The organism is Roseobacter sp. (assembly GCF_039970775.1).
Classification (GTDB): Bacteria; Pseudomonadota; Alphaproteobacteria; order Rhodobacterales; family Rhodobacteraceae; genus Roseobacter.
This window is the reverse complement of the sequence record NZ_JBDVLG010000035.1, coordinates 18461-41744: the sequence shown is the minus strand read 5'-3', so window position 1 is coordinate 41744 and position 23284 is coordinate 18461. Positions and strand designations below refer to the sequence as shown.

22 protein-coding genes and 4 pseudogenes are annotated in these 23284 nt (G+C 54.7%); 11 read left to right on the top strand and 15 right to left on the bottom strand.

Annotated elements, in window-relative coordinates:
• From ABJH13_RS08780 to ABJH13_RS08740, 9 genes and pseudogenes are all read right to left on the bottom strand, one after another.
• Positions 1–529, bottom strand: a pseudogene (locus ABJH13_RS08780) (hypothetical protein); the annotation flags it as partial.
• Between the two features lie 61 nt (positions 530–590).
• Positions 591–707 (bottom strand): annotated as a pseudogene (locus ABJH13_RS08775) (IS6 family transposase); the annotation flags it as partial.
• Positions 708–769: 62 nt separating this feature from the next.
• A pseudogene (locus ABJH13_RS08770) lies at positions 770–901 on the bottom strand (DDE-type integrase/transposase/recombinase); the annotation flags it as partial.
• Positions 902–918: 17 nt separating this feature from the next.
• A pseudogene (locus ABJH13_RS08765) lies at positions 919–1023 on the bottom strand (transposase); the annotation flags it as partial.
• Between the two features lie 258 nt (positions 1024–1281).
• Positions 1282–4140 (bottom strand): nitrate- and nitrite sensing domain-containing protein, encoded by a 2859-nt coding sequence (locus ABJH13_RS08760; protein WP_348405844.1) that lies wholly within the window; start codon positions 4138–4140, stop codon positions 1282–1284.
• A gap of 217 nt (positions 4141–4357) precedes the next feature.
• Positions 4358–4876 carry a redoxin domain-containing protein gene (locus ABJH13_RS08755; protein ID WP_348405843.1) on the bottom strand — a complete coding sequence of 173 codons (519 nt, stop codon included), beginning with the start codon at positions 4874–4876 and terminating at the stop codon, positions 4358–4360.
• Positions 4877–4957: 81 nt separating this feature from the next.
• Entirely contained in the window at positions 4958–6298 is a 1341-nt protein-coding gene (locus ABJH13_RS08750) for a TRAP transporter large permease subunit (protein ID WP_348405842.1), read from the bottom strand.
• Positions 6299–6934: a TRAP transporter small permease gene (locus ABJH13_RS08745; RefSeq protein ID WP_348405841.1), complete on the bottom strand. Its 636-nt coding sequence runs from the start codon at positions 6932–6934 to the stop codon at positions 6299–6301.
• 55 nt (positions 6935–6989) lie between these two features.
• Positions 6990–8009, bottom strand: coding sequence for a TRAP transporter substrate-binding protein (locus ABJH13_RS08740; protein ID WP_348405840.1), 1020 nt, complete (start codon positions 8007–8009; stop codon positions 6990–6992).
• Positions 8010–8185: 176 nt separating this feature from the next.
• On the opposite strand from ABJH13_RS08740, the gene ABJH13_RS08735 reads away from it, so the two are divergent.
• The 3 genes from ABJH13_RS08735 to ABJH13_RS08725 all read left to right on the top strand — a co-directional run bounded on the left by ABJH13_RS08735 (position 8186) and on the right by ABJH13_RS08725 (position 10447).
• On the top strand, positions 8186–8905 hold the full coding sequence (locus tag ABJH13_RS08735) for a FadR/GntR family transcriptional regulator (RefSeq protein WP_348405839.1): 720 nt from the start codon (positions 8186–8188) through the stop codon (positions 8903–8905).
• A 205-nt stretch (positions 8906–9110) separates the two neighbouring features.
• A complete protein-coding gene (locus ABJH13_RS08730; RefSeq protein WP_348405838.1) occupies positions 9111–9536 on the top strand; it encodes a heme-binding protein in 426 nt (141 codons plus the stop codon).
• Positions 9537–9556: 20 nt separating this feature from the next.
• Positions 9557–10447 carry an NAD(P)-dependent oxidoreductase gene (locus ABJH13_RS08725; RefSeq protein ID WP_348405837.1) on the top strand — a complete coding sequence of 297 codons (891 nt, stop codon included), beginning with the start codon at positions 9557–9559 and terminating at the stop codon, positions 10445–10447.
• A gap of 117 nt (positions 10448–10564) precedes the next feature.
• Here ABJH13_RS08725 and ABJH13_RS08720 read toward each other — a convergent pair whose 3' ends face one another.
• The 5 genes from ABJH13_RS08720 to ABJH13_RS08700 are packed head-to-tail and all read right to left on the bottom strand — an operon-like array spanning position 10565 to position 14500.
• Positions 10565–11431, bottom strand: coding sequence for an amino acid ABC transporter permease (locus ABJH13_RS08720; RefSeq protein ID WP_348405836.1), 867 nt, complete (start codon positions 11429–11431; stop codon positions 10565–10567).
• Positions 11432–11490: 59 nt separating this feature from the next.
• Positions 11491–12324 (bottom strand): transporter substrate-binding domain-containing protein, encoded by an 834-nt coding sequence (locus ABJH13_RS08715; protein ID WP_348405835.1) that lies wholly within the window; start codon positions 12322–12324, stop codon positions 11491–11493.
• 22 nt (positions 12325–12346) lie between these two features.
• A complete protein-coding gene (locus ABJH13_RS08710) occupies positions 12347–13156 on the bottom strand; it encodes an amino acid ABC transporter permease (protein ID WP_348405834.1) in 810 nt (269 codons plus the stop codon).
• Positions 13157–13897: an amino acid ABC transporter ATP-binding protein gene (locus ABJH13_RS08705; protein WP_348405833.1), complete on the bottom strand. Its 741-nt coding sequence runs from the start codon at positions 13895–13897 to the stop codon at positions 13157–13159.
• 21 nt (positions 13898–13918) lie between these two features.
• On the bottom strand, positions 13919–14500 hold the full coding sequence (locus ABJH13_RS08700; RefSeq protein ID WP_348405832.1) for a TetR family transcriptional regulator: 582 nt from the start codon (positions 14498–14500) through the stop codon (positions 13919–13921).
• Positions 14501–14597: 97 nt separating this feature from the next.
• On the opposite strand from ABJH13_RS08700, the gene ABJH13_RS08695 reads away from it, so the two are divergent.
• From ABJH13_RS08695 to ABJH13_RS08665, 7 genes are all read left to right on the top strand, one after another.
• Positions 14598–15533, top strand: a complete 936-nt coding sequence (locus tag ABJH13_RS08695; RefSeq protein WP_348405831.1) for an MBL fold metallo-hydrolase — start codon at positions 14598–14600, stop codon at positions 15531–15533.
• A gap of 95 nt (positions 15534–15628) precedes the next feature.
• Complete coding sequence (locus ABJH13_RS08690) at positions 15629–16795, top strand: CoA transferase (protein WP_348405830.1); 1167 nt, start codon at positions 15629–15631, stop codon at positions 16793–16795.
• Positions 16792–17484, top strand: a complete 693-nt coding sequence (locus ABJH13_RS08685) for a glutathione S-transferase N-terminal domain-containing protein (RefSeq protein ID WP_348405829.1) — start codon at positions 16792–16794, stop codon at positions 17482–17484. The genes ABJH13_RS08690 and ABJH13_RS08685 overlap by 4 nt, the downstream gene beginning before the upstream one ends.
• Positions 17485–17494: 10 nt before the next feature.
• The gene (locus tag ABJH13_RS08680; protein WP_348405828.1) at positions 17495–18556 is read left to right on the top strand and encodes a nitronate monooxygenase family protein; all 1062 of its coding nucleotides are present in this window, start codon (positions 17495–17497) and stop codon (positions 18554–18556) included.
• Between the two features lie 63 nt (positions 18557–18619).
• On the top strand, positions 18620–19573 hold the full coding sequence (locus ABJH13_RS08675; RefSeq protein ID WP_348405827.1) for a carbon-nitrogen hydrolase family protein: 954 nt from the start codon (positions 18620–18622) through the stop codon (positions 19571–19573).
• Positions 19574–19618: 45 nt separating this feature from the next.
• The gene (locus ABJH13_RS08670) at positions 19619–20248 is read left to right on the top strand and encodes an MSMEG_1061 family FMN-dependent PPOX-type flavoprotein (RefSeq protein ID WP_348405826.1); all 630 of its coding nucleotides are present in this window, start codon (positions 19619–19621) and stop codon (positions 20246–20248) included.
• An 83-nt stretch (positions 20249–20331) separates the two neighbouring features.
• On the top strand, positions 20332–21525 hold the full coding sequence (locus tag ABJH13_RS08665; protein WP_348405825.1) for a cytochrome P450: 1194 nt from the start codon (positions 20332–20334) through the stop codon (positions 21523–21525).
• A gap of 77 nt (positions 21526–21602) precedes the next feature.
• On the opposite strand, the gene ABJH13_RS08660 is transcribed toward ABJH13_RS08665, so the two are convergent.
• Complete coding sequence (locus ABJH13_RS08660; protein ID WP_348405824.1) at positions 21603–22535, bottom strand: alpha/beta hydrolase; 933 nt, start codon at positions 22533–22535, stop codon at positions 21603–21605.
• Between the two features lie 112 nt (positions 22536–22647).
• Between ABJH13_RS08660 and ABJH13_RS08655 the strand changes: the two genes are divergently transcribed.
• Positions 22648–23226, top strand: a complete 579-nt coding sequence (locus ABJH13_RS08655) for a CGNR zinc finger domain-containing protein (RefSeq protein ID WP_348405823.1) — start codon at positions 22648–22650, stop codon at positions 23224–23226.
• Positions 23227–23284 lie beyond the last annotated feature (58 nt).

Here is a 23284-nt window from a genome sequence, read left to right as displayed (position 1 = left end):
ACCAGATCAGATCGCTGTCTGCGGCTGGCAGGGCGACTGCGGAATGCCCCCAAGCCACGTGTGCTGACACCGACAACATCACACAGCCAGTTGGCTGGAAAGCTGGCCCGGTGTTCTTCCCCTCTCCTCGAAACTGCGTTTCGACTGCCGGGCAGTGGATAAACCTAAATCTCATTGCTTTAGGCCCGCGAAGAACTGGCCTCTCGGGACATTACTGCGCAATACCCTGACGGCTGACAAGTGGCCTTTTTAAAGATCTCCCTCTCCTCCTTGAGAAGACGGTTCTCGCGCCGAAGCCGATCATTCTCTTTGGCCAGGTCTAAACCCTCTTTCGACACCACATCCGTATCTCGATGCGCAGTGATCCATTTGTTCAGCGTCGACATCCCGACACCCACCTTCTCGGGACATTGCTGCGCAATACCCTGCCAGGCAAAGGACCATCAGCCACCTGCTTGCGCCTAAGCCCACTGGTTAGCGCGATCCGCACCGCATCCTGGCGGAATTCGTCCGTCCGTTTCAGTCCCATAGTAAATCTCCTTTGGTGCAGTAAATGCTATCAAAAGAGCGGTATCAAACCGCGACAGGTCCAGCATCTCTTCAACCTCGCGGAAGCTTAGATTGAAACGGGAATAGAGCCAAACTGAGTGAGTGATGATATCGGGCGGAAACCGGTGGCGTTTGTGGCTGATGGTCAGTGTCTGCATCGCCATCAGCTACGGGCAAACTGAGGCGCGAACAACCACCGGGAAGTTAATGTGACAACACCGTATTGCGACCCACGATCGGTATGATGGATGCAGTCCTTGGGCGGTTGTCGGAACGCGATGGCCATATTCAACGCCCGGATTGCTAAATCGCGTTTCATTCGATTGCTTACAGCCCAGCCGATCACGCGCCTAACCCTGCCGTGCAGCGTATCCCGCCATACTTCGATTTGTATTTGTAGAACGTCGCCGAGCTGATCCCGTGCCGACGACATACGTCAGCAGTCTTCTCGCCAGCTTCCTGTTCCTTGATCATTGACCCTCTCAGCAGATTGCTACGCAATCGCCTGCCGGGCAGTGCGTGATCTGTTCGTCCGTGAAACGTGCTGTCATCCGCCCGTCCTTTTGTTGGGCGGACTCTACACAAACTTGGAGGGGCTTTAGGGGCGCAGGTCATTGGGTATGAGGTCAACCAAAGCGAGGGCGAGGCGATAAACTTAGCCCTCGCGCATAGCTAATGCCATACTGTCGTTACTTCAACGAGAACTTGGCAATACTAATTTCGGTATGTTCTTCAACCAGAAGCAGTACTTTGATAGATTTCTGTTCCTATTCCATGAGAGTTCCCGTCGTGTGTCTTAAATGCAGAAACCATCTTTTGGAGATGCTGGGCGTCCGTGCTCAGTGACGTGCTTACAGCTGTGGTTTCTTCGACCATTGCAGCATTGTGTTGGGTCGTTTGATCCAGAGATACCACAGCGGTGTTGATCTCGTGAAGTGCAGTCGCTTGTTCGCGGGTTGCGTTTGTGATGGTTCCAACAAGATCACCAGTAGATGATACGCGAGTCATTATAGCTTCTAACGCATCCCCGGCTTTCTTGACCAGTTCTACACCTGCTGCAACATGCGCATCACTAGAAGTCGTTAGAGTAGAAATATCTCTTGCCGAATCCGAAGCTCTTTGGGCTAGCGCTCGCACTTCAGATGCGACAACTGAAAAGCCCCGTCCTGCCTCTCCTGCACGTGCGGCTTCCACACCGGCATTCAACGCGAGGAGATTGGTCTGGAACGAAATTTCTTCGATGACATTCATGATCTTTGCGACTTCCGCGGACGAGTTAGCGATCTCACTCATAGCTTTGACCACCTCGCGGACTGTTTCGCCGCCGGCTTCGGCACTCGTGCGCGCGGCGACAACAGCTGCATCGGCCTCTTTCGCACTTTCTGCACTGGATTTAACAGTAGCTGTCAGTTGCTCAAGCGCTGCAGCAGTTTCTTCCAATGTCGCGGCTTGACCCTCAGTGCGGCTGGCCAACTGGGTCGCTGCCGAGCTCACTTCAGTGGCATTTTCGGACACGCCAGTTACGGTTTGATCAACGCTTTGGATCAATCCAGATAAACGTTCAACTGCTTCATTGAAATCTACGCGCAGGCGTTCATATTCATCGTCGAATGTAACGGAAATCTGGCACGTTAGATCACCCTCGGACATCCTATTTAGGCTTGATGCCAACTCGCGCACAACAGTCTCGCGTGCGGCCTCATCTTTTACACGTTCGTGTTCTATTCTTTGCTGCTCGTTCTCAGCTGATGTCACGTCCGCCGCTATAAGGACGATTTTAAACGGCTTGCCACTTCCGTCGACGATCGGTGTTAGGTTGCCTCTGAGCCACACGATATCGCCATCTTTGGTCGAAAATTGCAATTTCGCATACTGCACGTCCCCGTTTTTGAGGTTGGTCCAGATTGCCTGTTGCTCCGAGCGAGTGGGTTCATCGGGTGCCAGAAGCTCTGCGTGGGCACGTCCCTCCAAAGCCACGCCGTCCAACTGAAGCGATGTTTGGAAGCGATCATTTGCTTTTATGATGTCGCCATCCAATGTGTATTCAACCACGCACTGTTCACGGTCGATCGCCATAATGACGCCTGCATGCATGCGCTCTTGCGTCACATCGCGCCATTGAAGGATGTTCCCCGCATAGGAACCGTCTTCTGCTTGAACGTAAGTTGCGTTCAACTCCAGCTTGAGATCGCCAACCGAGATGTCGATCTGCCATGGCAATTGCGTAGGATCTGCCAAAATAGCGCGTTGATGATCCGGGCTTTTGTGGAGCTGATCTATCGGGTTTCCGACCAAGTTGTCTGCGTCAAAGTTCGGCCATGTTTCGGAGAGTATTTTGCTGTATTGACCGAACAGTTCCTTTGCCGCTTTGTTGTTTGCGGTCACGACCATATCTGGGTCAATAACCATCATGGCGGAGTTACTATCGTCAAAGGCAAAGCTCTTGGTAAACGCTTCTACAAGTTGGGCGTCGGCGGCTTGAAGGTCGCCTCGCATTGTATCGAGGGCTTGCGACAGAGTACCGACTTCAGATTTCAATGTCTTAGTTGTTATTTGGATATCAAAGTCTTTGTGTGCGATGCTATTCATCGCTTCGTTCAAACTGCCGACCTGTTTGGTGAAGCGTCCGGTGACGAAAAAAGCGGTTGCTACACTTATTAACAGCGATATGACTGCGGTTATTGAAAACGCGAGCAGATGGGAAATGGCAGTTTGATGTTCTAGGCCATTGAGCCTGTGGATCCCTTCGAGAAGAGAGAGTTCGACCTCTCTAAGCTTTTCGATCCAGGCAGTTGACGTTGCAAACCAATCTTGTCCGGTGACACCTTGCAGGTCACCAGTTGCCATAGAGTCAAGGGCGATTTGTCGAAGTTCTTCGAGAGCTTGAATTTCTTCAAATTGAGTGAGATCGAGACCAGGTATGGCTTCTTGTGCATAGAGAGTGGTTTGTGCCAATGCGAAGGTTTGTTGTGCCCCGGCTGCAACCAATCGCCGCAAGCCCACCATGCTGAATTCACCGCCGCCGAAACCAACTGCGCCCATTGCGCGTTCGACGCCTGCGCTTTCCTTGCCTTCGCTCAACGCAACGTAGCTAGCGCCCGCAAGGGCGATACTGCCGAGATGAATCTCTGCAAAAGTAACGTCATTGAGATGAAGGGCACTTTTGATCATTTTCGTATAGGTGGCGGCCAAATCAGGCACGGCCACATCCCGGGCAGAGACGGAGGCGCGTAAAGCCGGTAATGCTTCGAGAGTTTTGTCAATCTTGGCTGCCAAATCAGGGTAATCTTCTTCGATGACTTTGTGGACAGCCTCAAATTCTTCGAGGATATGGTCAACTTTTGCACGCTGCTCTGGCAGCACATCTTTGAAATTTTGCCCGTCGGAACCAACGAAACCTGCGGAATACCCGCGTTCTGCCTGAAGTTCGTGTATTAGTGCACTGATCACATCGGCATAGTCCAGCGAGGCCTCAACGTGATCCGTTGCACTTAGTTCGGCCATAGAGTTGACTACGCCAATAGTTGAAACTGAGGCTAATCCGACGAGGGGTATCGCCACGATGGCCAGGATTTGTTGACGTAGTTTCATAATTATATCCTTGTAGCTGCTAATAGCTCTATGCGGCACAAGGGTTAATTAAATGTAGATGGAAATTTAAACGGCGAGGATTGGTTAATGCCGTCTTACTGCCACAATAGGCAAGTGCGCCCCTTGTTGCGGTAAGGCTGCGGTTCAAAGCAGCGTTCATGTGCAGCAAGGGGCGAAGGCCATGGAATACGAAGCACCATGACCTTCGGGTTTGGTCTTAGACTGTGCCTCTGGCAGGGCGCTTGTGTTCAATGTTGAACTTCATTCCGTCCAACAATTCGTCCAGATCAGGGCGTGCAGCCGGGCCGTTTGACAGGCACACAACCTGGTTCACACCGTCTGGGCGTACGCAGAACACGGCAGGTTCGGCGAACCGGCGGTCTGTTTCATCGGGGGAAAGCGGGTCGGAGATATAGACGCCCAATTTTTCCATCTGGTCTTCGGTCAGGCCATAGCCGATGTCGAAGTTCCAACCGAACTCGGCAACGTCTTGTTGGGCTTTGCTTTCGGGATCCGCCGAAACAACAGCGACGTCAAAGCCGGCTGCTTCCCAATCCGCCACGCGGGTTTCCAGACCGTTCAGGTACTTTTTGCACCGGCCGCAGTGTTTGCCGCGATAAACGATGAAAAGCGTGTGACGCTCTTTTGCGCCGCCAACGGAGATAGTGCCACCGCCGAGTTTGTCGAAGGACATTTGTGGGAGGAGGCCGCCGGCCTCTGGTTTTGCGTTGATCATGAGTGAGCCTTTCGTAGGTTGAGTTAAAGGAGATTTTTGACGAGGGCCAAGCGAACCCGGCCCTCGCCAAGGGAGGTAACTTTAATGCAGCAGCAAGGTGGTGATCTCGGGGAATGCCATCATAACTGCGAGCACGAGGAGCTGGATGCCGATGAATGGCAAGAAGCCCTTGAAGATATCGGCCAAGGAAATGCCCGGAGGCGCCACCGATTTCAGATAGAACGCGGCGGGTCCGAACGGCGGGCTGAGGAAGCTGACCTGCATGTTGATGCAGAACAAGATCCCAAACCAGACCGAAACATGCGCCGGTGACAAGGTGCCCAGCAGGCCGATGTCAGTCGGGTCCATGCCCATCACGATTGGCAAGAACACGGGCATGACCAACAAGACGATCCCGATCCAATCCAGCAATGCGCCCAAGAACAGGAAGATCAGCATCATGACAAAGATCACGCCCATCGGTGGCACATCGAGACCAAGGATCAGACCGGCGATGAACGTCGGACCACCGGCCAGAGAATACGCACCGGCAAGGGCTGTGGCGCCAAAGGTCACCCACATGATGGTCCCTGTGGACCGCATGGTGCGTTGCAAGGCTTCGATGAACAAAGACCAGGACATTTCGCCGCGCAATGTGATCAGGATCAGCGTCCCGATGCACCCGATTGCGGCGGCTTCGGTGATGCCTGTGATCCCACCGTAGATCGACCCAAGGATCGCGCCGACAAGTATCATTGGCGGCAGCAGCCCTTTGAGAGCGATGATCTTGTCGCGCAAGGTCACCTCGTAGTCGAGCTCGGGCAGTGGGGCGTCTTGGGGGCGCAGTCGTGCACGGATCGCGATGTAGACGATATAGCTGAACCCCAACAGCAACCCAGGAATAAGCGCGGCCTTGAACAGCGCATGGATCGACGTTTCCGTGACCACACCGTAGATGATCAGGACAATCGAGGGCGGGATCATGGTGCCCAAAGACCCGGCGGCACAAATCGTTCCGCAGGCAAGGTGTTTGTCATAGTTCAGGCGCAACATCTGTGGCAGCGCTACAAGGCCCAGCAGGACGATTTCGCCGCCGATGATGCCCGACATTGCCGCCATGATCATGGCCATCACTGATGTGACGATCGCAATGCCGCCACGGGTGCGTGACATCCAGACGCTCATGGAGTCGTACATATCTTTGGCTATGTTACTTCGTTCCAGTAGCATGGCCATGAAAATAAACAGCGGCACCGCCAGTAGCGCGTGTTCAATCGTCAGGTCGTACATCCGTTGCCCGAGAATATAAAACCCGCGGTCGCCGAGTTTCCAGTAGGCGACAAGCACCCCAAGGAAGCCTGACGCAAAGCCAAGTGGAACCCCAATGGCCAACAAAACGATGATGCCCAAAACGAGCAGGAGTGAGAGTTCTGCGATACCCATTTAGAGATCCTCCGCCAGACCGAGGGTCGATTTTCTGCGCCAATCCACGATCAAGTTATTGATGGCTTGAATGCTCATCCATGCGCAGACCACGCAGATCAGGGGTTTCATAATGGCGGGGATCGGGGGGTTCCACGCAGAGCCGTAAAGCTCCCATGTGCTGAACTTACGCATCGCGTTGCCCCAATAGCCCCATGTTACGGCCCAGCAAAAGATGCACACGCAGGCGGTCCCCATGACTTCCATAATGCGCTGTGTTTTGCGGCTGACCACATCATAGACGATGGTGACGCGAATATGGGTGCGTTGTTGCATGGCGTATAAGCCCGCAACCAGAAAGATCACGCCACCAAGCCACCGCGATAGTTCTTCGACCCAGATGGTTGGGCGGGCAAAGACATACCGCATGATGACCTCAAACAGCATGATGCCCATGATGATCGCAACGAAGAACATCAGCAATGATGCAATCCGCAAGGTGATGTGGTCGATGATCGTGAGGGGTGGGCTTCCTGCACCATGAAGCCCACGGGACAACATGGGCACAAGCTTTGGCGCAATCAGCACCATCCATAACAGCGTGGCGACGCCTAAGGATGCCACCCAAATGTAGCCGGATAAATCAAGTGTAGGCATGGAACTGGCTTTCTGGTGTAAGCCGGAGCGACAGAGACTGCCGCTCCGATTTCCATTATTCGGTGATCAGGCCGATTTGCTTCATGAACGCAATGTGGCTTTCAACCAAGGCGCCCGCTTGTGGCGTTTTCTCGCCCCATTCTTCCCACTTAGCGCGTGAGAATGTGCGGAAGGCTTCGCGTTGCTCTGCGTTCCAATCATAAAGCGTCACGCCGTTTTCAACAGCCGCTTGTGCCGCGGTGCCCATTTCAACCGAGTGGCTGAGTGTTTCACGGAATGCCATTTTCTCCATGGCAACTTCGATGATCGCTTGGATGTCGTCAGGCAGTCTGTCCCAGACGTCTTTGTTGATCGCCAGGTGGTCCGCAGGCATCGAGTGGAACCCAGGGTATGTCGCGTGCTTGGCGATGTCATAAAGGCCGATTTCGCTGTTGGTCGCGATGTTCGACGCGTCAGCACCATCGATGATTTTGGTCTCTAGCGCGGTGAAAACCTCGCCAAAGTCCATGACGATCGGGCTGGCGCCCAAGTCTGCAAAGATCTCGGTTTGGATGCCGGGAGGGGAGCGGAATTTCCAATCTTTAAAGTCCGCGACGCTTGTCAGCGGGCTTGTTGACGACAAGGATTCTTGGCCCGAAATCCACCACCCTACGACGTGCATGCCGTGTTGGTTATACAATGGCTGTGCCGCTTCAAGACCGCCACCATAATAGAACCACGAGTACATTTCCCATGGGGTGTCATAACCACCAAGGATGTCGCCAACGAATTGGAACGCCGGATCCTTGCCCGTTTGGTAGGCAGCGCCCGTCATGTCGCCGTCCAGAATGCCGTTGACCGCAGCATCAAATGTCTCTGTCGCTTTGACCAGCGATGCCGAGTAAAACATTTCGATGTCAACACGCCCGCCGGACATACGTTCGATGTCGTCGACCAGGCTCTGGACGTTTTTACCCTTGAGCGATTCTGCGCTGAAGTGCGTTTGAATGGTCAGGTCATAGTCTGCAGCTTGCGCGGCTGTGGCGCCAAGTACGGCGGCCATCAAAGGCGCAACTATCTTTTTATTCAGTGTCATGTGGTCCTCCCAAAAATTGCGTCATGATGCGGATTTTAAATTTCCTCCCGGCATCATATGTTGTATGATGAATTATGAGTTGATAAGACGCAAGCGGCAAGTTTGAGATTTATGGCGTTTGTCGAAATTGTGTAGCTTCGTGTGGTGGGCTGAGAGAATGCGGGAGAACCGAGATTATGCAAAAGCCAGAAGGTCTCGCCTTGGGGATGCGCCCAAAGCTTAGCGAGCGCGTCGCTGATCAACTGCGCGAACGTATCCAAAAAGGTGAGCTTGCCCTGGGCGAGCAGCTTCCGACCGAAAGCGCGTTGGTTGAGCAGTTTGGCGTTAGCCGCACCGTTATACGCGAGGCGATTTCGTCGTTGCGCGTCGATGGGCTGGTGAAGGCGCATCAGGGGCGCGGGGTCTTTGTGTGCGAGGACATCAGTCAGCAACCCTTTCGTCTGTGCAGCAAGGACCTCAGCGAAAAGGACCACATGGTGCAGGCGATGGAATTGCGCATGTGCATGGAGGTCACCAATGCCGAATTGGCCGCAGCACGGCGCACCGACCCGGATATTCAAAGCATGGAAGCCGCATTAAACAGACAACACGCCGCGCATTTGTCGGGCGCATTGGGCCAGACCGAAGATTTCGCGTTTCATCTGGCCATCGCGAATGCCACGCAAAATTCGTATATGGTCGATTTCTTGAGGTTCCTCGGGCCCTATATCATCCCCGCCAATGCGATGCATCAGATGGACCCTAAAGAACTACCGGCCTACCAAAACAGCCTGCGGGCCGAACATTGGGCCATTGCGGCGGCTATCAAAGACGGTGACGCAACGGCGGCGGGCGAAGAGATGCGCAGCCATTTGCGGCGCGGCTTGCAGGTAAACTCAGGGGCTGGCATCCTTTGATCTGTCCTGACGAACACCCCCTGCCCATGCGCGTGTTGTGCAGATGTGCTTGCCCGGCCGCACGTCTCAAACCGCCAAACATAATCGAGAGCGGCGCTATGTACGCATAGCCAATCGCGCGCGGCGGCGCACCGAATTTGACCGGGTGCCGTGAAAATCAAGGGCCGCTTATGTGCTCTAAACCCCTAAAAACTTGGAAATTAACATGCTGACAGTTCAACGCCTGGATATCGACGACGCATATGCGATTATCGCCGCTGCGCGGATCAAAGCCGAAGAGATCGGCGTGCCAATGTGCATCGCTGTGACCGACGAAAGCGGCAATCTGATCGCCTTCGAAAGAATGAACGGCGGAAAAATCACCAGCATCAATCTTGCGATCGACAAAGGCTTTGCCGCCGCCGGTGTCAAAAAGGGCACCCATGTTTTGGGCGAGGTAAGCCAGCCGGGCAACCCTGCATATGGGCTGTCTTCCACGTTGGTTGGCCGCATGGTGGTGGTCGCGGGCGGGCTTCCTGTGCTGTCTGGCGATGAGGTCGTCGGGGCAATAGGCGTCAGCTCTGGGTCTCCGGCTCAGGATCTTGAGGTCGCAGAGGCGGGCGCGCGCGCCTTTTCAAACGTAAAATCATAAAAACTCGCAAGGAGAGACATATGGAAAAACCAGTCATCGGCTTTATCGGCTTGGGCCTTATGGGCGGCAACATGGCGGAATGCCTACAACAAAACGGCTATGCGTTGAACGTCATGGGCCGCAACAAGGCAGCCGTTGGCGCCGCAGTGGCGCGCGGAGCTACCGAAGTCAAAACACCCAAAGAACTGGCCGAAGCCAGCGATATTATCATGCTTTGTGTTACGACGTCTGACGTGGTCGAAAGCCTGATTTATGGCGACGACGGTATTTTGGCCGGTATATCCGCGGGCAACGTTGTCATCGACTATGGCACGTCTATCCCTGCATCAACGCAGAAAATCGGGGCTGATCTGGCGGCAAAAGGTGCCGGCATGATTGATGCGCCATTGGGCCGGACCCCTGCGCACGCCAAGGACGGTTTGCTGAATATCATGGCCGCTGGTGACAAAGACACCTATGAAAAGGTCAAGCCGGTTTTGGATGTTCAGGGCGAGAACGTCTTTTATCTGGGCGCGCTTGGGTCGGGTCACGTGACCAAACTGATCAACAATTTCATGGGCATGACAACCGTTTGCACCATGAGCCAAGCCTTTGCTGTGGCAAAACGTGCAGGCATCGAAGGCCAGCAGCTTTTTGACATCATGTCAGCGGGTCCGTCCAATTCGCCCTTCATGCAGTTTTGCAGAAAATACGCAGTAGACGGCGTAAGTGACCTTGGGTTTTCGATTGCCAACGCAAGCAAAGACATCGGTTATTTTGTGCAGATGGTCGAAGATATGGGCACGCGCGCCGAGATTGCGGAAGGCACATCTGCCAATCTCAAGGCGGCATTGGCCGATGGCATGGGCGATGGCAACGTGCCCGAAATATTCGACTACTTTGTGAAATTGCAAAACACGAAACCGCAATAATACACGTCCCCTTTTAGGGGGTCTATCATGCCGCATCTTTCGCGCAGACGGTGATGGGGCATATCGATGGGGCGGCGGGTTTCGCCCCATCGAGGTTTGCCAACCGTAGGTGCGCGCTTACTTCTCCAAGCGCCGAAACAACATTGATAACCCAAAACAGATTACAAAATAGAACGCCGCAGCCGTCAGCCACCCTTCGAATATCAGGCGGGTTGATGCGACAAGTTCGATTGTTTTGAACGTCAGGTCAGGCACCGAGATCAGCGAGACCAGAGAGCTGTCCTTGATCAAGGTGATGAATTGGTTGGCCATAGGCGGCACCACCTTGCGCAACGCCTGTGGCAGCACGATAAACCGCAGTTCTTGAAACTGGGTCATCCCGATAGAGCGCGCCGCCTCGCGTTGGCCGACATCCACCGATTGTATGCCCGACCGGACGATCTCACCGACAAAGGCGCTCTCGAACAGTGCAAGAACAACCACACCGGAGATAAGCGCGGGAAAGCGGCGCATGTCGCCAAACAGGAACGTCCAGATGGCGTTGTTGTCGCTGCGCGCGATGCCACGGGCCCAACTGTCAAGGTTCAGCGCCGCGATCAGTTGTTCGGACAGGAAAAAGAAGAAGATAAAGATAATAACGACCGGCGGCACATTGCGCAGGAATTCAAGGTAGGTGCGTGCCAAAAGGCGGACGGTCAGGTTGTTTGAACAGCGCGCGATACCCAGCATCAGCCCAAGGATCAGCGCAAGAATGCTAGAGTAAATGGCAATGCGCAACGTCGTGTAAAGCCCTTGGATCAACAGGTTGGAGACCCAGCGATCTTCGCTTTCTTTATAGCGAAACAGGTAATTTGGGATTTTTTCCCAGCGCCAGTCATAGTTCAGCGCGGTTCCCATGCGTGCGGCGATAAACGTCGTGGCTGCGATGACAACAAGCAAGATGGCGTAGTCCATCCAGTGCAGGCGTTTGAGGAACTTGAGCATGCGTGGTGTCCAAAGCAAGAGAAAGGCGGGCCGGATGCAGCCCGCCTTGTTTAAGTAGATTATTCGGCGACGTTTGCTTTCCAGTCATCGCCGCGGAACCAATAGTCGTGGCGTTCTTTGAGCCAACCCGTGCGGGTTTTGATGCCGATCCAGTTGTTAAAGAAATTCTCTGCGTCTGGGTCGCCTTTGCGAAATGCAAACCCTTCGCCTGCGGCCTGAAACGCCTGATTGAACGGCACGTTTACCGTGTCGGGGTAATTGCGCGCGTATTCAGACGGGGAGGGTTCTGCGCCCATTGTCGCATGAGCATTGCCGTTCAAAACCTCTTGGTCGGCGGCGCCGTCTTCATCAAACAGCAACAGTTTTGCCTCGGGGAACATTTCGCTGATAACGGTCGCTGGTGTCGCACCGCGACGGGCCGAAAATGTAACATCGGGGCTGTTGTAGTCTTCTAATGTAAACCCTGCGGTAAGCGCGTTATTGGCCAGAATGGTCAGGCCAGAATAGGCGTAAGGCTCTGAAAATGCGACTGTCAGGTTGCGTTGGGGGGTGATCGTCATACCAGAAATAATGACGTCAAACTTACCCGAAATAAGCGCCGGGATAATACCGTCCCATGCCGTTGGTATGAATTCCACCTCAACGCCCATGTCTTTGGCCAACTCACGGCCCACGTCCAATTCGAAGCCAACCAGATCACCGTCAAGGTCGCGCATCGACCAAGGGCGGAAAATGGACAGGCCAATGCGCAGAACACCGTCTTGTTTGATGGTCTCAATGACGGAACCTGCCGCCAAGCTCTGGTTGGTGTTTTGTGCAGATGCAGGAAGTGCAAGTGCCACGGACGCTGCTGTCGCGAGGGCGAGCCCTGCCATACGCCTTGTAAATTTCATGAATGATCTCCTCGGAGGTTTGCTAAGTGTGAACTGCGTATTTCTTTTCAATGTGGGACACGCCGAATGACAATATCAGGGTCAAAACCAAATAGACGGCCGCGATTGTAAACCAAATCTCAAAGCTCATGTAAGTGTCTGAAATTAGGTTGCGGCCAATGGTGGTCAACTCTACGACCGCAATCACGCTGACGATGGCGGAGCTTTTGATCAAGTGGACCATTTCGCCCGTCATTGGCGGCAACATGAATTTCACCGATTGTGGCAAAATAATATAGCGGTAGGCCTGCAATTTGGTCATCCCGATGGATGTCGCGCCTTCCCACTGGCCCGGCGCCACGGATTTGATGCCCGCGCGTATGATCTCGGAAATCAACGCCGCGTGGAACACGCTCAGGCACATGACGCTGGCGGTATACCGGTCAAGATTGAAAACCGGCCCAAGGACGTAGTAAAACAGATAAAGCAGCACGAGTATGGGCATGTTTCGCACAAATTCGAGCATCACAACGGCGACAGCGCTGCCGATAACCAACCCCGACAGCCGCAAAAGCGCCAAGATCAGCCCCAATAAAGTGGCAGAAACAAAGGCGGTAAACGACAATTGGATGGTTTTGACCAACCCAACCATGATCTCGCCCCATTGGAACCCATCGTCTGTTAGTGTGTAGAAATACACAGGCATGCGGTACCATTGCCAGTTATACCCCATCGCCTGCGCGCCAGAATATGCAAGCCAGAACAAGCCCGCCAGGACGATCAGATATAGTGTGATAGCGACCGGGGTTGTATTCAAAACCGCGTTAATGGTGCGTGGCGTTCTGCGAGGCATCTAGTGTTCCAGAATTTGGCTTAAAAACGCTTTGCAGCGGTCGCTATCGGGGTCGGTAAAGAACTTTTCTGGGGGGGCGATTTCTAGGATTTTACCGTCTTCCATAAATACCATCGTATCGGCGACCTTGCGGGCAAAGCCCATTTCATGGGTCACACAGACCATCGTAATGCCAGTATCAGCCAGTTCAACAATCACGTCCAGAACCTCATGGATCATTTCAGGATCCAAGGCGGAGGTTGGTTCGTCAAACAGGATTATTTGGGTCTCCATGCACAATGATCGTGCAATCGCGGCGCGTTGTTGTTGCCCGCCGGACAATTGCGCGGGGTATTTGCCCGCCTGTTCGGGGATGCGGACACGTTCCAGATAGGTGCGGGCGCGTGCTTCGGCCTCTTTTTTGCCGATTTTCTGGACCTTCATGGGGCCGATTGTCAGGTTTTCGAGGATCGTCAAGTGGGGAAACAGATTGAACTGCTGAAAGACCATGCCGACCTGTTGCCGCAGCTGGTGCAGGCTTTTGCTGTCTTGCTCAACGGCGATTCCGTCAATGACAACAGAGCCCGCATCATGGAATTCCAGCCCATTGAAACACCGGATCAACGTTGATTTTCCAGAGCCCGACGGGCCGCAGATCACAACGCGTTCCCCGCGTTTGACACCCAGCGTCACATGAGAAAGCGCCTGAAAGCCCCCATAGAATTTATCTACACCAGAGACCGAAATCATCTGTTCACGCATAGCAAAAGCACCCATCCAATATCAATTTGCAGCTTGGGCGAGTTGGACCATCATGTCTAGCGTCGCTTCGAGGGTGTGGGGTTGTTGTAGGCCGCGCGACACCATCATGGCACCCTCGAGGCTGGAAACGAACATTTTGGCATAAATTTCAGCATCTAGGTCCCAGCGCAGCTCGCCGTTTGATTGCCCGTTGCGCACAACGTGTTCAACCCATTGGTGTTGTTCCTCAAAAAACAGCGTGACTTCTGCGCGCACCTGTTCTGGCAAAGACATCACATCGGCGGCCAACACCCCGCCAAGGCACAAACGCCCCTGTTCAGATAGGGTCGTGACAAACACGCCCCCGTAGGCACGCAACACATCCGGCGCCGATGCCGCGTCGATTTGTGCGACCACGTCTTTGAACGCAGACCGATACGCCCGCGCCGTTGCTTCGGCCAGATCAGCCTTGGTGGCATAATGATAGTGGATGCTTGCACTTTTTATACCCACCTCAGCCGCCACATCCCGAAAGCTAAATCCGTTAAAGCCGCGGTCCATCATCAACATGCGGGCGGCATGCAAAATATCCAGGGCTTTCCCAGTTGGTTCGGTTTTTAGCATCACGCCCTCATTCTCTATCAAGTGATAGATAGATCATTGACAGGGCCAACGCAAGGTTCTAGTTAAGTGCCTATCTAGTACTTGATAGGATGATATGATGTCGAACTTTCTGATGAACCGCCGGTCCCTTCTGGTTGGCAGCGCAGCCGCAACTTTGGCCGCTCCCAGCATTGTGAGCGCGAATGTTCTGGGCGGTGGCCCACTGGGGCAGGGAACAACGCCGCTCGAGCATGGTGTTGTGACGGTCGCCGATTTTGGCGATGTGAAAATCCACAGCTATCAAAGCCCAGACCTGACAGGGTGCGTAACCACCCATGTTATTGAAACGCCAGAGCGTTTGGTGTTTGTTGATGGACAACGTTCGGTGATCTACGGGCAAGAAATTCGCGATTACGCCGAGAAAACAGGCAAGCCTGTGGACCGTATGATTATTTCGCACCTGCACCCCGATCACTGGTTTGGCGCCTACCAATTCCGCGATGTCCCGATCCATTCGTTTGTGGAAACCCAAGCTGAAATTGACCAACTGGGCGAGTTTTTCATCGAGATCAGCATCGAGTCTCTGGGCAAGCATGTGCCCCCAACCAAGGTTGTGCCAACCCACGTGATCGAACACGGTGCAATCGAGGTGATCGATGGTGTCACGTTTGAATTCCGCCACGTAACGGATGCTGAATCTGACAACATGATGACAATCTACCTGCCGGATCAAAAAGTGTTGATCGCCCAGGACATGCTGTACAACAATTGCCATCTGTTTTGTGGCCACGGCAATTTCGATGGCTGGAAAAAGGGTCTCGTCGAGATGCAAAAAGACACGTCTTTTGACCTGGTCCTGCCGGGCCACGGCCCAACCGCAGGGTCACGCCAAGCGATTGATGATGCATTGATTTATCTCGATCACACCCAAGCGGCCTATGCGACCGCCACAACCGGTGACGAACTAAAAATCGCGATCCTGGACCGCTATCCTTCCTATCTTGCGGCCGGGTTGGTCGACATCCAAAACTTGTTCTTGTTCCCCAAGACCTAACACGAACCACCGCGGGTAATTTTCTTGTGCTCGCGGTGGCCTTTGCCGTACCTGTACCCATATCATCGCACCCACAATCCACGTCGGAGAAACACATGAATGGTCCGCTACACGGCGTTCGCGTCATCGACCTAACGACCGTCATTTCTGGCCCGCTTGCCACGATGACGCTTGGGGACCAGGGGGCGGACATTATCAAAATCGAAGACCCAAGGGGCGGTGATTTTTCGCGCCACGTGGCGACACGGCGCGCGGGGATGTCTGCGTCATTCCTCAATAATAACCGCAACAAAAGGTCCGTTGCGCTTGACCTGAAAACCGCCGACGGGTTGCAGGCCGTTCAGACCATGGCCGCGCAATCTGACGTGTTTATACAAAATTTCAGGCCCGGTGTCGCAGAACGTTTGGGGCTGGGATACGAGGCGCTGTCCGCACTGAACCCCACCCTTATTTATGTGTCTATTGCGGGGTTTGGCCACACCGGCCCCCTTGCCCAAAACCCGGTCTACGACCCCTTGATCCAAGCAATTTCTGCGCTGACATCCGTGCAGGCGGGGTCAGACGAAGACCGCCCGCGCCTTGTGCGCACCATCTTGCCCGACAAGCTAACAGGCATCCAAACCAGCCAAGCGATCACCGCCGCGCTTTTTGCGCGCGAACGGACAGGCCAAGGCCAACATATTCAGATTTCGATGTTGGATGTGATCATCGCGTTTTTGTGGAGCTCCGACATGAACGGTCATACGTTTGTCGGGGCCGAGATGGAACGCGAAGAGGCGCAGTCCTACATTGATCTGATCTACGAGGTCAAAGACGGCTTTGTCAGCGTCGCGGTGATGCAGGACAAACAATGGCAGGGGTTCACCCGCGCTGTGCAACGGCCCGATTTATTGGAAGACCCGCGCTTTGCCACGCCCGAACTGCGTGAGGTCAACCGCGACGCGCGCCTTGCCGCCATTCAGGACGCGGTCAAAGATTTTGCCGCCGCCGATCTGATCAAGCTACTAGACGCCGAAAACGTGCCAAACGCCCCGGTTTTATCACGCACGCAGATGCGCCAACATCCGCAAGTGGTGGCCAACGGCGTTGTTGTCGAGACATTGCACCCGATTGCCGGTTTATTGCGGCAGGCGCGGCATCCGTCGCAGTTTTCGAAAACACCCGCGTCGATCCGCCGCCCTGCGCCCGCATTGGGTGAGCACACAGATGAGGTCTTGGCGGATTTTGGCATCGCGGCCACCCCCGGATCAGACAGCCGATGATCGATTTCTATTTCTCGCCCACGCCCAATGGCTGGAAGGTCGCGATCATGCTGTTTGAGCTGGATGTGCCTTTTAAAACGCACCTGCTTGACCTGCCAAACGGCGACCAACTGAGACCGCAATTTCTTGCGATCAACCCCAATGGGAAGATCCCCGCGATCGTGGATCACGAGGGCACAGTGGGCCCGACAAGCGTGTTCGAAAGCGGCGCGATTTTGCTCTATCTTGCAGATAAATTTGAACGCTTTGCGCCGGTTGATCCGCAGGGGCGCACGTCTCTTTATGAATGGTTGTTTTGGCAGGCGGGCAATCAAGGGCCGATGGCAGGCCAACTGAGCCATTTTATAAATTACGCAGCGGGTGATCATCCTTATGCCTTGGCCCGCTACCAAAATGAAACCCAACGAAACCTTGCGGTTTTGAACACGCGTCTCGCTGGGCGAGACTATATTTTGGGTGACTATTCCATCGCAGATATGATGGCGTTTCCTTGGGCATTCATCTCAAAAAAGCTCGACATTGATCTGTCTCAGTTTCCAAATGTTCAACGTTGGCGGGGTATGATAAAAACCCGGCCCGCGGTGGTCAGCGCGATCAACCTGTTCAAAGATCGCCAGTTTTCCGGCCATGTAACGACGGCCAGCAACACCCCCTTGTTTAACCAAGGCGCGGACGTCCTGAAACCCTAGGTCAATACAGATGCACCCATTCTTTCAAGACCTTGGCGCGCAATTCCCGCTCATCCAGTCGCCGATGGCTGGCGCCCAAGACGAGAGCCTGGGCATTGCCGTGGCGCGGGCAGGGGCGGTTGGGTCGATCCCTTGTGCGGCGCTGACCGCACAAGACGCGCGCCGATCTGCGCTGCGGTTTCAAAAGGCGACGGCCGGACCTTTGAACCTCAACTTCTTTTGCCACACCGTCCCTGCGCGTGACCCCACGCGCGACGCACGATGGCTGCACGAATTGCGCGGGTATTACGCAGACCTGTCACTGCCAGCGGATTATCCTAAAAACGCGCACCTGCGCCCCTTCGATGCAGATATGGTTGACGTTGTGTGTGACGTCAAACCGGCGGTTGTTAGCTTTCACTTTGGGCTTCCGGATGCGGTATATATCGACCGTATCCGCGCAACAGGTGCAAAAATTATCGCAACGGCAACGACCCTAAAAGAGGCCGAACTTCTAGCGCAAAACGGATGCGACGCGGTAATTGCACAGGGCAAAGAAGCCGGGGGTCATCAAGGGGTGTTTTTACCCACAGATGCCCAAAACCCGTTGAATACAATAGACCTTGTTGCGCGTATCGCTGGGGCGCTGACCACCCCTGTAATCGCGGCGGGTGGTATCGCGGATCAGGCTGGTATCCGCGCAGCACTGGCGGCTGGTGCGTCGGGGGTGCAAATCGGCACCCGGTTTCTAAAGTCACCGGAAGCCACAATAACCCCGCTTTATCGTCGTATACTTGACGGGGCCGAACCGCGCGACACCCAGATTACCAATGTCTTCACCGGTCGGCCTGCGCGCGCGTTTGTGACCCGGTTGGTGCGTGACCTTGGCCCGATGAACCCGAATGTGCAGGCATTTCCTTATGCTGCCTCTGCGCTGGGGCCTCTGCGGGGGGCGACGGCGGGCGCCGATGATTTCGCCGCGATGTGGGCAGGCCAAAACTGGAAAACAGGAACCACAAAACCGGCGCGCGATATTGTGTTGGATCTTGCGCAGGCATTTGACCCCGTTGGGGTTGAAGACACCAAATATTGAGATACCCAACCCTATAAACGCAGCACCCAACCGCTGTGCTATCGATTGTGAAGGACCATGCCTGTGACAGACCGTTCATCGCCTTTTTCTGCGGGCACCCTAAAATTAGCCGTGTTGCAGGTTGCACCGGTGTTTCTTGACGCATGGGGGACCTGGGACAAACTGAAAGCCATGGGGTTGGATGCCGTACGCGATGGGGCCGAGGTGCTGACGTGGGGGGAAACTCTGATACCGGGATATCCTGAATGGGTCGCGGTGGACACCACCGAAGCGCAAGAGCCCGTTTATGCGCGGTATTGGGATCAGGCCGTCACCATGGACGGGGCCTTGATCGCCGAGATCAAAGCCTTTGCGAAACGTCATGGGGTTATGATTATCGGCGGCGTGGCAGAACGCGAAGGCGGGTCCGTCTATGCCACGATCATCACGATTGACGCGCAGGGCACCCTGATCGGACGCCACCGCAAGCTTAAACCAACGTGGCGCGAACGGTTGGTGTGGGCCGATGGCGATGGGTTGGGCTTGCGGACGCACCCCACGAAGGTCGGCAAGATAGGGTCTTTGAATTGCTGGGAAAACTGGCTTCCGCTGGCCCGCGCGGCGCTGCACCAACAAGACGAATTTATCCACGTCGGCGTGTGGCCCGGCAGTGACACCCAAGTCAACGAGATCACACGGTTTGTCGCAATGGAGGGCAAATCGTGGTCGGTTGCCGCTTGCGGTATGCTGGGTGCACAAGACATGGCGCATCTGGACGCAGACGTGTTTCCCGTGGGCAAAGCACTGCTGGCGGTCAAAGATGTCTGGCAAAACGGCGGGTCTCAGATCGTCGCCCCTGACGGGTCGGTTGTGGCGGGCCCCCTGGTCGGTGAGGAAGGGATTATCACCGCCGATATTGATACAAAGTCCGTTGTGATGGCCCGCCAGTTGCGCGACCCCAGCGGGCATTATGCGCGGCCCGACGTGTTGGATCTTTCGATACGGGGCCCCAACCACGCGCCCCTGAAAACAGACTAAAACGCGACTACATATGAAACAGATGTGATGCCAGAGGATATCAATATGTCGTACAAACCCAGTGATGTCGTGACGTCAGAAGAAGACGTTCGCGCAATATTACCTGATCAATATGAGGCGCAAACCGGCAAGATCATCACGTTTATCGATGACCTTTGCCGCACGTGGATTGAACGGTCACCGTTTATTGTGATGTCGACGGTTGGGCAGAATGGCAAAGTCGATACCTCTCCCAAGGGCGACCCTGCGGGGTTCGTCAAAGTCATCGACCCCCAAACTCTCGCGATCCCTGACCGGCCCGGAAACAACCGGTTCGACAGCTTTCGCAACATCATCGACACCGGGCGCATTGGCCTTGTGTTTTTGGTGCCAAACCGCAACGAAGTCGTGCGCGTCAGTGGTTCTGCCTGCGTCGTCCGCGACGCTGAATTGCGCCAACAGATGGCGATAAACGGCCGTGTTCCTGAATTCGCGATTGTCGTTAAGGTCGAAGAGGCGTTTTTCCATTGTGGCAAGGCCGCTCTGAGATCCAAGCTATGGTCGCCGGAGAAAGCAGAAGCAACAGACGGTCTTGCAACATATGGCGAGGCGCTCAAACTACATGCCGCACTGGATATGGACATTGATGAACTAGATCGACGTTTGATCATCGATGAGAAAGCGACTGTATCGTAATATCCCTTCGCGCCGCGCACATTCAGCCCCCCGTGCGTGTCTTCATATATAACCCAGTCCCCCAGATAGAATGAGAACCCTCAATGCGACACATCGATGAGCTGCCCGAGATGGATTTCGACGATCCCCAATATCAATCGCACCCATTTGAGACGTTGGCAGAGAGCGCGCGCCGCTGGAAAATAGCGCGTTCAGATCGCGGCGTTGAGATCCTTGATTATGACCTGTGCCGAAAGGCCATTGTGGACCGGCGCCTTGGCACCGGGCACCCAAAGTTGATGGATGTGCTTGGCCTGCCAGAAGGGCGCGCGCTTGACTACAAACGGAACTCTATTTCGTGCCACAACCGTGGGCAACGCCGCCGCGACCTGCGCGTACCTGTCACCAAACTGATGGGCCCCGACGCATCCGAACGGTTTCGCACGGACATCCGGCACGTGATCACGCGGGTCATCGATGCCATCCCAACCCAGTCGCCGGTCGATCTAATTACGCAACTTTGCGACCCCATCCCATCGGCGGTCTATTGTTATTGGACCGGTGCGCCGTTTGAAGACGCGGGGTATGTGGCGAAAACCTCGCACACGGTGCAGCAGGTCCATACGCGCAACCCCGACCACACAGCCGATATTGTTGCGGGCTTTGAAGGCTTGCTGGATTTCGTAGATGAACGCATTCGCCAGCGCCGCGCCAACATGAGCGATGATCTTTTGTCTGACCTCATCCGCGCGACGGATGCCGGGCAGTTGAGCGAGGCTGATTTGCGCAATTGGGTCGTCAAGCTGGCCGAGGCGAACACCGATAATTCGTCGCACCAGATCGCCATCGCGTTGATCGAGCTGGCGTCCCGCCCCGAGGTTTGGGCGCGTCTGAATGCGGACCCCAGCCTGATACCCGCAGCCATAAGAGAGGTGATGCGGTTTCATCCACGTTCGATTTCGACGTCGCGCGAAGTGATGGAAGACATGGTGCTCGAAGATACGATGCTGCCCAAAGGCACGCCGGTTTTTGCCAATATCGGTGCCGCGCATTGGGATGCGCGCCATTATTCCGACCCAAGCCAGTTTGACATTGATCGCACGGATGAACCGCCACATTTGAACTTCGGAGGGGGTATCTTTTCTTGCGTGGGTCGCTTTGCCGTGACCATGGAAATCGAAGAGGTCATCGCACTTCTTGTCCGCAGGCACCCCAACCTAAAACTGTCCAAAGCGGCGTTTAACCATTCGCCGATGTTCACGTCCGTTGCTGAACTTGAGGTGGTGCTAGATGCCTAACAATATATATATTTCAAGGGTATAGAAAACCCGGTAGATGTCATGGGCGCATGGTCGCGCGCCCATGACATGTTTGATTATTCGATCCCGCGTGCGCTCAAAAATGTGCGGATTTTCCCTGCGATCAACGCCCCATCTTCTTCGAGAGCAAAGTGCCCTGTATCAAGGATATTGTAGTCCACATCGTCGAGGTCACGTTTAAACCCCTCGGCGCCGGGCACCGGGAAAAACGCATCATTTTTTGACCAAACAACAAGCGCTGGCGGCTGATGTTCTTTCAGATAGGCCTGCCATTCTGGATATTTCGCAACATTGTTGCGGTAATCATAAAACAGACCCAGCTGGATGTCGTGCTGCCCGTCGCGGTTGATCAGTTCGTGATCCAGCAGCCAGTTGTCCGGCAAAATAGCACCGGGGTTGCGCGTTCCGTGGGTGTATTGCCACTTTAGCCCTTCGAGGCTGAACACCTGCGCGGCAATCTGCGTTTCGATTTCGGCGTTCCGCCCACCTTCCCAAAGCGCCATGATTGGGCCCCATGTTTCCGGGTTCAGACCTTCTTCATAGACGTTCCCGTTCTGAACGATCAGCGCTTGTACTCTTTCGGGGTGTTCGGTTGCGATGCGCATCCCGACAGGGGCGCCGTAGTCTTGGATGAACAGGGAATATTGCTCGATTCCGCGTTGTTCTAGAAACCCATCAATCGTGTCGGCAAAGGCGTCGAAGGAGTATTTATAGTCCTGCGCAGACGGGAAATCACTGGCGCCAAAACCGGGGTAATCTGGCGCAATCAGGTGATAATCATCGCTCAGCTCGGCGATCAAATTGCGATATTGGTGCGACGAGCTTGGGAAACCGTGCAGCAAAACCAGCGATGGTTTCGTGGGGTCCCCTGCTTCGCGAAAGAAAATCTCGTGACCATCGACGGTCTCATATCCGTAGGTCGTTTCGCTAACGCCTGCGCCGCTGGTTGCGATGAGGGCGACCAATGCACCTGAAAAGTAGTTACGCATTTTCATGCTCCTTTGGGACGGAAATCCGAATTGTAGTAACCTGTATTATACAATTTACAGGTTACCCGTATCGCAACTTGAATAACCGGTCAAGGGGCTGTATACCGGTTTTATGACACCACAGGTTTTCCCCTTTCAATTCGTCGCGAACGACCCCGCGCTTGATTTCGTCAACACACGTATTGTTGTCGGAACCCAAACCGTTGATTTGATCGAAACCCGTGCTCAACTGGCAAATTGGTTCAAAGACGCCGGGATAAAAACGTCGATTGAGGCGTGGCAAGACAGTGACGTTCTGCAGTTACACACCCTGCGGGATGCGCTTCGAGACGTGCTGCGCGCCGTGATCGAAGACAGTGCGCCTGAGGCCCGCGCGTTGGCCGAGATCAATGGCCATTTGCAACGCCACGTGGCACAAACCCATCTGGCATACGATGGGACGACCTTTCATGTCACAGAACCTCAAACGGAACTGACGCCTGCCGCCACGATGTCGTTTTTGGCCAGCCGCGCAGCCACGCTGCTGGCGGCCACCGACCCAGACCGCATCAAGGCCTGCGCTGACGAAAAATGTGTGTTGGTTTTCAAAGACACGTCAAAAAGCGGCCGCCGGAAATGGTGCAGCATGGAAACCTGCGGCAACCGAACGAAGGCCGCAAAGTTTCGCAAAACGGCGCTCGCCCCGTCTTGAAACACGCGCCTAGGTCGGGCGTGGGTTGGCAACGGCCGGATACGCCTTTGCCGTCGCA